Here is a 10,273-nt window from a genome sequence, read left to right on the forward strand (position 1 = left end):
CCCCCCGGCAGCCATGGCGCGCAGCGTCGCTGTCTGGGCCTCGGAGAGCGCCAGCAACACTGGTTCGTGCCACAGGTTGAATTGCGGCCAGACCGCGTCCGCCGGGGCTTGCGATTCCAGATCCAGGCAGGGCAGCGGCCGCAGGGTGTTTTCGCCACCGTCTTCGCGCTCGTAAGGGCCGGCGTCCAAGCAATAATGCACCAGGTCGTTTTCCATCAACACGCGGATCGCGTGATCGAGGGTCTTGGCCGCTGGGGCGTCGGTTTGCTGATTCCGGTGCATCAATACAGCAAGCAATGTGCTGTAGGGCAGGGATGCGGGCCAGGCGTGGGCCAGCGTGTCCACAACGGTCACCACGTCCGCTTCATACGTGACAAGGGCGCGACCCAGATGGTTGATATAGGTGGCGCCAGTCTGCTGGCCATTGGCGGCCAAGCGGGTCAGGCCCGAGGCAAATCGCAAATCGCGTAGGCGGTCCAGGTCGGGCTTGGCCTGGGCCTGGGCGGCACGCGCTTGCGCGATCCACAGACACTGACGGAATGCACGGCCCGTGGCGAAATCCAGGTACTGCTGGCGAACAGTGGCGGGCAGCCCCATCGCCAGCAAGCTATGGTTCAGCGAGACGCCCTGACCGAAATTAAGCGCAATCTCGCTAAGCGGCTGGGCGTCGCCCACGTATGCCAGCCCTGCCTCGGCAGCGCGTCCGGCCAGTTCCACAAAATAGCTGGGAGTGCTGGTCAGCGGATCCGGCGCGGGCGACGCTCCGGGGGACGGTGCGTTCAACGCCCTGTCAAACCAGGCCGTTGCGGCATTCAGCGTGGAGGCTTGAGGATTGCCGGCCGCCATGCCGTCTTTGAACAAGGCCAGCGCGGCGCGCGCGCTTTGTTGCAGCTCGTCTTGGGTCTGGGCGGCGTGACCGTGTAGCATGATGGCGTCGCGCACGACGTCCAAGGCCTTGGCGCCGGGGTACACCGGGCTATCCACATACAGCACACCCAGGGGCGACAGCAGTTTTTCGCACGCTTGCAGCAGCGCATGCGCCTGATCAGCCGGCAAGTAACTATATAGACCCGTCACCACGATGTAGTCGAACAGCCCCAGCTGCGCGCCCAAATCCGTTGCTTGCCCCACATACAGCGCAAGGTTGGTAACTTCCATCCCCTGTGCGGCTGCCGTGCCCTGTGCGATCAAGGCTTCGCTTGCGTCGACGCCCACGGCCTGGGCGCTGGGATAGGCCAGCGCAAAGGGAAGCAGCCCTTCGCCGGTGCCGCAGCCGAGCGCCAGCACGCGCGCGCGTTCCAGCGGCACGGTCTCCACCCCATAAAGATGCGCAGTGGCCCGCAGGTGGGCCGGCGAGTGGCTGGGCGCAAGCCGACCCGGCTCTGCGACGGCTTGACGATGGGAGAAGGCCGGATAGGACATGGGCGGGTAAAGGGCGGAGTCAAGGAATCTATTGCGGGAATTCTACGAACGGCGGCCCGCTTCCATTCGTCGAATCAGCATCGGAATTCACCGCCAGTTTGCCCAAAGCTCGCGGGCGTGGGCGGGGCGAAAAAAAACCCGCCGAGGCGGGTTTTTGGGGATTCCAGGGACAGGCGCGAAGGGCTTGCCCTGGCTGCCAGCAAGAGGAAACCGAAGTTTCCTCTGCCAACCGGATCTGTCGCTGAGAATTAACGCAGCAGGGACAGAACGGTTTGCGGCACTTGGTTGGCTTGCGCCAGAACCGAGGTACCTGCTTGTTGCAGGATCTGAGCCTTGGACATGTTCGACACTTCCGTGGCGTAGTCGGCGTCTTGAATACGCGAACGAGCGTTGGACAGGTTGTTGACCACGTTGTTCAGGTTCGAGATCGTCGATTCCAGACGGTTCTGGACAGCACCCAGTTCGCCGGTCAGCTTGTCCAGCTTCGTGAAGGCGGCGTCCAGCGTCTTCATCGGATCGGACGTCTTGGTGCCCTTGCTGGTGTCTTCGGTCGTCAGAACGCCCGAGCTGTTGACCTTGGCTTCAGCGCCAACCTTGGGAGCGTAGTCACCGGTGCCGGTGCCGCTCTTGACCGTGGCCTTGCCCGTGTTCGGGTCAACGGTGTAGGTCGTGTTGTACGTCTTGGTCGTGGTGAATTCGCCCTTGCCGTCAACATACGTGTCGGTCGAGTCGCCGCTCACGAACGCCAGATCGGCGCTGGTGATGCCTTGGCCCAGGGTAACAGTGGCGTTGGCACTTGCCTTCACCGTGGCCAGCAGTGCGTCGGAAGCGACCGTGTTGGTGAACGACAGAGCGTTGGCCGTGCCGGTGCTGTTGTACGTCTTGCCGCCGATCGAAACCGACGAGGCGCCGGCTGCGCCGGTGTTGGCGGTGGCGGTCAGCACGCTGTTCAGCGTGGCGGCCGTTGCCGAGGCGTTGTTGGTGGTCAGGTTGCCTGCAGCATCCAGGAAAGCGTCTTGGCCGCCGATGGTGACCTTGCCGGTCGCATCAACTTGGAACTCGGTGCTGCCACCGTTGTTGTGCGTGTAGGTAGCGGTCGTGGTGCCGGTAGCCGGACGCAGCGAGTTGGCCAGCGTGGTGATCGCGCCAGCGTTCGAAGCCGACTTGTCGGTGAACGTGAAGTTCTTGTTCGTGGCGTCGTACGTGTAGGTGGTGGCGGCGGTGCCGGTGCCCACAACAACGGTGTTGCCGTTTTCCAGCTTGCCGAAGGCTTGGTCAGCGCTGACAGCCTTGTGCGTGGTGGCGACCGTCCAGTCATTACCTGCAGCGGTGCCGCCAGCAGCTTGCAGATCCGACACGGTAGCCGAACGGTTCTGGGTCACGCCCGAGCCGTTGACGTTGAAGCCGTCCAGACCCAGCGTCTTGACGCTGATTTCCGACAGGTTCAGGGTGATCGTTTCGCCGTCGTTGGCGCCAACTTGCAGCGTCAGGGGCTTGGCCGAATCCGACAGAACCTTCACGCCGTTGAAGTCGGTTTGTTCCGAGATGCGGTCGATGTCCGAGAGACGTTGGTTGATTTCGTCTTGCATCGAGTTCAGCTGTTCTTGCGAGTAGCTGCCGTTCGAAGCTTGCACCGACAATTCGCGAACACGTTGCAGGTGGGTGTTGACTTCGGAGGCGGCGCCTTCCGTCGTCTGAGCCAGCGAGATACCGTCGTTGGCGTTACGAGCGGCTTGGGTCAGGCCCTTGACGTTCGCGGTGAAGCGGTTGGCAATGGCCATACCGGCGGCGTCGTCCTTGGCGCTGTTGATGCGCAGGCCCGACGACAGGCGTTCGATGGCGGTACCCAGGGACGATTGCGACTTGTTCAGGTTGTTCTGAGCAACGAGCGACAAGTAGTTGGTGTTAATGACTGCAGCCATGTTTAGGCTCCCAAGAGAGAAAGGCTTCTTCAAACCGGGCAGCGGGGCCGCCCATCGTGTTAACGGGAGAATTCGCTTTCTTGCGTCTTCGAATTTCTCCGTTGTCAGGATTACGGCAGTCGCAAATCAATCTTTAGGCTTTTTTTTCGGCAATCGTAAATATGTTGGCTTTATTAGGCGGTTCCGCGGCGCGGGCCCGGCCCTTGCCTGCAAGGCGCTGGCCGTGGAAGTTGTAAGCGTCAATTCACCAGCAGGCCGGTGCGACGCAATTCAGCCAGCAAGGCATTCAGGAATTCCTGCGCCACGGGTTCCAGATTCCGCGCACCCTTATAAGACTGGCCGTTGGGGTGGGGCGTGCGTCCGGATGTCAGGGTGTCGCGCGTCAGGGTGCGAAGCTCCGCCACGCTGCGCGAGCCGTCCATATGCAGGGCGACGAATCGGCCCAGTGCGTCAGCGGGCGGCGTCACCGGCTGGTGCCACAGGTTGTACATACCCACTTGGCATGCCGTGCTTGTTACTTCATCTAGTAGTTCGCGGGCACCCGGAATCAAAGCGGGCTTGGTGTCGGGCGCCAGGTAGGGCGATGGTTCCATACGGAAATGAACCCCGCTGGATTGCACCAGTGTGATCAAGTTCATATAGACCACGTTGGCCAGGTCGTCCCCTTGCACGCCCGAATGGTGGGATTGCGCAATGTCCAGCAGCGCGTCAAACGGCAGCGAGCGCGGCCAGGCCTTGTTCATCGCGTCGATCATGCCGAGCATGGCCGGGTCTTTGCTGCTGAGCGTCGCCCCGTTGGGCGTCAGGTAGTGGCGATGTTCGGCCGAGGCGCCAGGCGAAGGGGCGGCGACGTCAAGACGCGTGGCGAAGTGCATGGCCTTGAACGCCGTGCCTTCGGGTTGTTCCAGCATTTTTTCAGCGCGCTCGCCATGCACCAGCAGGCTTTTACGAAAAGAGCGGCCCACCGCGAAATCCAGATACTGTTCGCGCATTTCGCGGTTGCCCTTGGCCGACAAGCCGTTCAGTCCCAGCGCGACCTTGCTGCCGTAGGTGGAAGCGAAGGTCAGATGCGGTTCGGCGTCCGTCATATACGCCATCCCGGCCTGCTGGGCGGCAGCCGCGAATTCCAGGAAGTAGCAAGGCGTGTTGATCGCTTCCAGGTATTCGTGCAGCAGATAGTGGTCGGACTGTCCGCGCAGTTTATGCGCCGCGCCCTGCAGGGCCGACTGCAGCGGATTGTTGTGCCACAAGCCGTTTTCCAACAGGTCCAGCATCTCCTTGGCGCTGGCCAGCTTCTCTTGTGCGGTTTGCGCGCCAAAGCTGTTCAGGATCATGGCATCGCGGACCACGTCCGCGGCTTTCCATCCGGGATAGGTGTTGTAACTGACGTAGGCAACACCTTCGGGCGCCAGGTTCTCGCGGCAGATGCGCAGGATGGCGTCGCGGACTTCGGGCGGCACCCAGCTGAACACGCCGTGGCAGATGATGTAGTCGAACACGCCCAATTCAGGGGTGACGTCGGTCACGCTCATGGCGCGCAGGTCCAGATTGCGGGCGCCGGTTTTTTCGGCAATCTGCTGGCCGGCTTCAATCTGCTGCGGCGCCAGGTCTATGCCGACGACGCGAGCGTTGGGGTGGGCCAGCGCGAAGGGAAGCAGGTTCCCGCCCGCTGCGCAACCCAGTTCCAGTACGCGCGCGGTATCAAGCGGGGGCGCGGCCAAGCCATATAGGCTAGCCACCGCGCGCAGGTTGCCCGGCGACGTGTACGCGAACGCGTTCGAGATATAGGGGGTTTCGTCGTAGGCGTCGGAGATGGCCTGAGTCAAATGATCGGCTGCGGTCATTGCGTAATTCCAGGGAAGGGGCTGCGCGCGGTTTAACCGCGACTGCTTGCGGATTGGGATGCTGTTCGAAAGGCTATCAGCATGGCGTTCGGGTATATGGGCCGAACAGCGATGGATTTGCGGGGGAATTTCCTGTCGCGAAATCGCCCCATCAAATAATCTGCGCGATCTGCCCTTCCAGCGGCAGTTCCTGCCAGGCCAGATCTTTCAACTTCGCCCGTATCCGCGCCGTCGCCTGCGACCTCAGCTGACACACCCGTGCCTCGGTCACATTCATGATGGCGCCTATCTCTTTCAGATTCAGCCCCTGCTCGTAACACAGCGACAGCAACAACTTCTCTCGATCAGGCAGCGCATCAATAGCCTGCACCAGCGCCTGACGGAAATCACCCGCCAACAGCGCATCCAGCGGATTCCCACCGGCCGAGCCGTGGTTCAGCGTGGCGGTCCAGTCGGACTGGCCGGAGGCGGAGTCGGGTTCGGTGGTGAAGTCTTCGTAATGCACGATCTGCACGCCTTGGGCGTCGTGCAGCAGCGATTGGTATTCGCCGATCGGCATTTCAAGCTGGGCGGCGATCTCGGCTTCGGAAGGCGCGCGCATCAGGCGCTGCTCGAGCTGCTGGATAGCCTGCTCGATCTTGCGCGCCTTGGTGCGGACGCTGCGGGGCAGCCAGTCCTGGCCGCGAAGCTCGTCCAGCATCGCGCCACGAATACGGGTCGTGGCGTAGGTCTCGAATTGGGCGTCTGCCGTTTCCTGATAGCGCCTTACGGCGTCAAGCAGGCCGATCATGCCGGCCTGTATCAGGTCGTCGAGCTCCACACTAGCGGGTAGCCGTGCGAGCAATTGCAGGGCCAGCTTCCGCACTAGCGGGGCATATTCGACCAAGCTGTCATCTGCGTGGGGCATTGCGGGAATGTCAGGCGGTGTCCATCGTGACGCATCGTCAGACGTTGTCAATTTGCGACATTGTCGACAAACGCGCGGCTGCGCTAAAGCGACCAGGATTTAGTGATCGGCAAGGTGACATTGTCGGCACTGCACAACATTTCATTCCCGGAAGTACGCAACGTTTTGAATGCTTATTTGCCAAATTGACGTAAATTCGTCACGAGTTTCTATGTCAATGTGTATCGAAACTCACAGGTTGCGCAATATCAACAAAGATTTGTCATATAAGTCATAGAAAATGACATCACCTGTGGTAAATTTTACTTAAATTGCGAACAAATGATACATTTCGCATTAAAACAGGATGCAGCAGCAACCAGGTGTCACTAAGACACCGGTGCTTTTGGTTATCGAGCCCCCGTGGGTGGGATTGGGATAGGGAGTAGGGCGTGCAACAAGTCGAAAATTCTTTGCTGGCAGACATTCGCGAAGTGAATCTGTCATACCTGTTACTTGCGCAACGTATGTTGCGTGATGACTATGCAGCATCCATGTTTCGTTTGGGATTCAGTAACGAAGTCGCTGACATCCTGATGCGCCTGTCGCCGGCGCAACTGGTCAAGCTGGCCAGCTCCAGTTCGCTGCTGTGCCGTTTCCGCTTTGATGACTACAGCCTGTTGTCGGCCCTGACCCATGATGTTCTGGGCGGCGCGCTGCAACAAGCTCACGCAACAATCTTGCTGGCCAAGCAACCTGTAGAAGAACTGGCCTGACGGCCGCTCCAACACCCACTCGGACTCGTGTAATGGCCTCCAAAAGCGTATCTCAGGAAGCGGACGACATCCTGCTTGCCAGCTCCATGATTACCCTGGGAGCGCGGCTTCAGGTCCTGGAGGCTGAAACCAGCCTCAGCCACGACCGCCTGGCACGCTTGTACCGCGAAATTCGCGGCTGCTCGCCACCCAAGGGCATGCTGCCGTTCTCGGTGGACTGGTTCATGACCTGGCTGCCGAATATTCACTCGTCGCTGTTCTACAACGTTTATTCGTTCCTGAACGCGCGCACCAGCAGCAAAGGCATCCGCGCCATCATCGACGCCTATCGCCTTTATCTGGAAAACGCCGGCCTGGACACGGCCGAAAGCTCGGAACCGGTGTTGAGCTTCACCCGTGCCTGGATGCTTGTGCGTTTCTTCGACAGCGGCATGCTCCAGCTGTCCGCCTGCCGCCAATGCGGTGGCCATTTCATCGCCCATGCCCACGACCCGCACTCGGATTTCGTGTGCGCGATCTGCCGTCCGCCTCCTCGCGCCGGCAAGACGCGCGCGGCGGCCAAAGCACGTGCCGGCACCCGTCCGGTGCCCGCGCTCGGCGCTGTCCGTCCGTGACCCGGACGCGCCAGGCGCGCGTCCAAATACATCAAAAGCCCTGGAAAACTCCCCGTAACCCGCCTTTTTGGGTCGGGGGGAACAGGGGATCATTGACGCCAGTTTTAGACTTCGTTGGCAGGGGCCTGATGTGTTGATTGTTATCGGTTTTCTCGTGGTGATCGTGTCGGTCGTCGGCAGCTTCATAGCGCTGGGCGGCCACTTGGGCGCGCTTTACCAGCCCTTCGAGCTGACACTGATCTTTGGTGCGGCCTTTGGGGCTTTCCTTGCCGGCAACAGCAAAAAATCGCTGATGCTGGTCAAGAAGGCGCTGCCCGACGCGCTTAAAAGCTCGCGCTACAGCAAGGACGTGTACATGGAGCTGATGGCTCTGCTGTACGTGTTGTTGAATAAAGCGCGCCGTGAAGGCCTGATGGCCATCGAATCGCATATTGAGGACCCGGCTTCCAGCCCGATCTTCAGCGAATATCCGCGCATTGCCAAAGACGCGAAGCTCATGGAGTTCATTACGGACTACCTGCGCATCATGATCAGCGGCAACATGAGCTCGTTTGAAATCGAAACGCTCATGGACGAGGAAATCGAGACCTATCGCCATGAACGCGAAGTGCCCGCGCACGCGCTGCAACAGATGGCTGACGGCCTGCCGGCCTTCGGTATCGTGGCCGCGGTGCTGGGCGTGATCAAGGCGCTGGCGGCAGTGGACCAGCCGCCCGCCATCCTGGGCGACCTGATTTCCAAGGCCATGGTCGGCACGTTCCTGGGCATCTTGCTGGCGTACGGTTTCGTGGGGCCGCTGGCCTCGCGGGTCGAGCGCCGCAATGACGAAGCCATGAAAGTGCTGGAATGCATCAAGACCACGCTGCTGGCCAGCATGAACGGCTACCCGCCGCAACTGGCGGTGGAATTTGGCCGCAAGGTGCTGTTCTCGTCCGTGCGTCCGACCTTTGGTGAGCTGGAAGAGCACGTCCGGCAAACCAAGTCGACCGGCAAGGCCTGACGGAGCGGGCGATGAGCACCGTAAACAACCACCGTGTGGTGATCCGCCGCAAGAAGGTCAAGGGCGGCGGGCACCATGGCGGCAGCTGGAAGATCGCCTACGCCGACTTCATCACGGCGATGATGGCGTTCTTCCTGGTGATGTGGCTGATCAGCATCGTGCCGCGCGAAGAGCTCAAGGGCATCGCGGAATACTTCCGCATGCCGCTGCGCGTGGCGATCACGGGCGGGCCCAGCAGCTCGGCCGAGACCAGCGCCGTGCCCGGCGGCGGCCGCGACCCCTTGCGCAGCGAGGGCGATGTGCGCAAAGGCCAGGGCAACCGGGTCGAATCCCAGCCCATGGGCGACGCCGAACGGCGCGAACAGCACCGCCTGGAAAACCTGAAGCGCCGCCTTGAAAACGTCATCGAGACCAGCCCCGTCCTGAAAAGCTTCAGGCCGCAGCTGCTGATCGACCTGACGACCGAGGGCCTGCGCATCCAGATCATCGACAACCAGAACCGCCCGATGTTCGCCACCGGCCGCGCCGAAGTGCAGCCGTACATGCGCGACATTCTGCGCGAACTGGGGCCGGTGCTGAACGAGCTGCCTAACCGCGTCAGTATCTCGGGCCACACCGACGCCTCGCAGTACGCGCGCGGTGAGCGCGCCTATAGCAACTGGGAACTGTCGGCGGACCGCGCCAATGCCTCGCGCCAGGAATTGGTGGCCGGCGGCATGAACGAAAGCAAGGTCATGCGCATCCAGGGTCTGTCTTCCAGCATGAGTCTGGTTAAAGATGATCCGTATGCAGCCGTTAATAGACGTATCAGCCTCGTGGTGCTCAATATGAACACCCAGAAGCGCATCGAAAACGAGAACGCCGCAGCCGCGGACGTAAGCGCCAAAGATGCTCGCGAGGTGGGGACGGCCGTGGAGGCGGTGCAAGCCGCCGCCCAGGCCACGACGGCAACCAATCAAGGCGAAGCGGCGAACGCGCCGCCGGTTCAGGGGGTTCGATAGCAATGGCGGCAACGATTCTGGTGGCGGACGACTCGGCGACGATGCGGATGATCGTCCAGGCGACGTTGACGGGCGCGGGGTGGAAAGTGTTGACGGCCGGCAACGGCCAGGAAGCGCTGGAGGTGGCCAAGAGCCATCCGGTGGACCTCGTGGTCAGCGACTGGAATATGCCCGTCAAGGGCGGGCTTGAATTGATTCAAGGCCTGCGTGAGCTGGACCAGTACCTGGATGTACCGGTGCTGGTGCTGACCACCGAAGACGATGTGGGTAGCAAGATGGCCGCTCGGGATCTGGGCGTTTGTGGCTGGCTGTCCAAGCCGGTCGACCCCGATGTGCTGGTGGAATTGGCGACCGAGCTGCTCGATGAGCAGGCCGGCGCGTAAAGCAGGTTCATTTATGAAGGCGTACGGGTCATGAGTTCTGGTTTGGACCTCAGTCAGTTTTACGAGACCTTTTTCGACGAGGCGGATGAGCTGCTCGCGCAGATGGAGCAGCTGCTGCTGGAGCTCGACGTAGGGTCTCCCGACATTGAACAGCTCAATGCCATCTTCCGCGCGGCGCATTCGATCAAGGGCGGCGCGGCGACATTCGGCTGTTTTACGCAGCTGGCGGGCACCACCCACCTGCTTGAAAACCTTCTTGACGCAATCCGTCGCGGCGAAATGGCGCTGCGCACGGACATGATTGATATCTTCTTGGAAACGAAAGACGTGCTCAAAAGCCAACTGGATGCCTATCGGGCCTCCGAAGAGCCCGATGAAGCCGTGTTTGAGCGTATCTGCGCCGTATTGAGGCAGCTGGCGCTGGA

10 protein-coding genes are annotated in these 10,273 nt (G+C 61.2%); 6 read left to right on the forward strand and 4 right to left on the reverse strand.

Annotated features, from left to right (window positions below):
• The 4 genes from ACNPP0_RS11680 to ACNPP0_RS11695 form a co-directional block, all read right to left on the reverse strand.
• Positions 1-1,308, reverse strand: a 1,308-nt coding sequence (locus ACNPP0_RS11680) for a methyltransferase domain-containing protein (protein WP_448705959.1), incomplete at its 3' end; no start/stop codon positions are given.
• Positions 1,309-1,670: 362 nt separating this feature from the next.
• Positions 1,671-3,344: a flagellin N-terminal helical domain-containing protein gene (locus ACNPP0_RS11685; protein WP_448705960.1), complete on the reverse strand. Its 1,674-nt coding sequence runs from the start codon at positions 3,342-3,344 to the stop codon at positions 1,671-1,673.
• Between the two features lie 239 nt (positions 3,345-3,583).
• Complete coding sequence (locus tag ACNPP0_RS11690; RefSeq protein ID WP_448705961.1) at positions 3,584-5,188, reverse strand: methyltransferase regulatory domain-containing protein; 1,605 nt, start codon at positions 5,186-5,188, stop codon at positions 3,584-3,586.
• A 151-nt stretch (positions 5,189-5,339) separates the two neighbouring features.
• Positions 5,340-6,095, reverse strand: coding sequence for an RNA polymerase sigma factor FliA (locus ACNPP0_RS11695; protein WP_332607591.1), 756 nt, complete (start codon positions 6,093-6,095; stop codon positions 5,340-5,342).
• A 431-nt stretch (positions 6,096-6,526) separates the two neighbouring features.
• Between ACNPP0_RS11695 and flhD the strand changes: the two genes are divergently transcribed.
• From flhD to ACNPP0_RS11725, 6 genes are all read left to right on the forward strand, one after another.
• Positions 6,527-6,850: a flagellar transcriptional regulator FlhD gene (flhD, locus tag ACNPP0_RS11700; protein WP_006219025.1), complete on the forward strand. Its 324-nt coding sequence runs from the start codon at positions 6,527-6,529 to the stop codon at positions 6,848-6,850.
• A gap of 32 nt (positions 6,851-6,882) precedes the next feature.
• Entirely contained in the window at positions 6,883-7,464 is a 582-nt protein-coding gene (gene flhC / locus ACNPP0_RS11705) for a flagellar transcriptional regulator FlhC (protein ID WP_332607592.1), read from the forward strand.
• A 130-nt stretch (positions 7,465-7,594) separates the two neighbouring features.
• Positions 7,595-8,464 (forward strand): flagellar motor stator protein MotA, encoded by an 870-nt coding sequence (gene motA, locus ACNPP0_RS11710; RefSeq protein ID WP_046806435.1) that lies wholly within the window; start codon positions 7,595-7,597, stop codon positions 8,462-8,464.
• Between the two features lie 11 nt (positions 8,465-8,475).
• Positions 8,476-9,465 (forward strand): flagellar motor protein MotB, encoded by a 990-nt coding sequence (motB, locus tag ACNPP0_RS11715; RefSeq protein WP_332607593.1) that lies wholly within the window; start codon positions 8,476-8,478, stop codon positions 9,463-9,465.
• Positions 9,466-9,467: 2 nt separating this feature from the next.
• Entirely contained in the window at positions 9,468-9,848 is a 381-nt protein-coding gene (locus tag ACNPP0_RS11720) for a response regulator (protein WP_046806437.1), read from the forward strand.
• 30 nt (positions 9,849-9,878) lie between these two features.
• Positions 9,879-10,273: Hpt domain-containing protein (locus ACNPP0_RS11725; RefSeq protein ID WP_448705962.1), on the forward strand; the 395-nt coding region annotated here is incomplete at its 3' end.

This window comes from Achromobacter semiaridum, from assembly GCF_053543755.1.

What these genes read in the sequence shown, in the direction of transcription:
- ACNPP0_RS11720 (WP_046806437.1), top strand. Translation starts at nt 9,468, where the DNA reads ATGGCGGCAACGATTCTGGTGGCGGACGACTCGGCGACGATGCGGATG.
- ACNPP0_RS11695 (WP_332607591.1), bottom strand. Translation starts at nt 6,095, where the DNA reads ATGCCCCACGCAGATGACAGCTTGGTCGAATATGCCCCGCTAGTGCGG.
- ACNPP0_RS11690 (WP_448705961.1), bottom strand. Translation starts at nt 5,188, where the DNA reads ATGACCGCAGCCGATCATTTGACTCAGGCCATCTCCGACGCCTACGAC.
- flhC (WP_332607592.1), top strand. Translation starts at nt 6,883, where the DNA reads ATGGCCTCCAAAAGCGTATCTCAGGAAGCGGACGACATCCTGCTTGCC.
- motB (WP_332607593.1), top strand. Translation starts at nt 8,476, where the DNA reads ATGAGCACCGTAAACAACCACCGTGTGGTGATCCGCCGCAAGAAGGTC.
- ACNPP0_RS11685 (WP_448705960.1), bottom strand. Translation starts at nt 3,344, where the DNA reads ATGGCTGCAGTCATTAACACCAACTACTTGTCGCTCGTTGCTCAGAAC.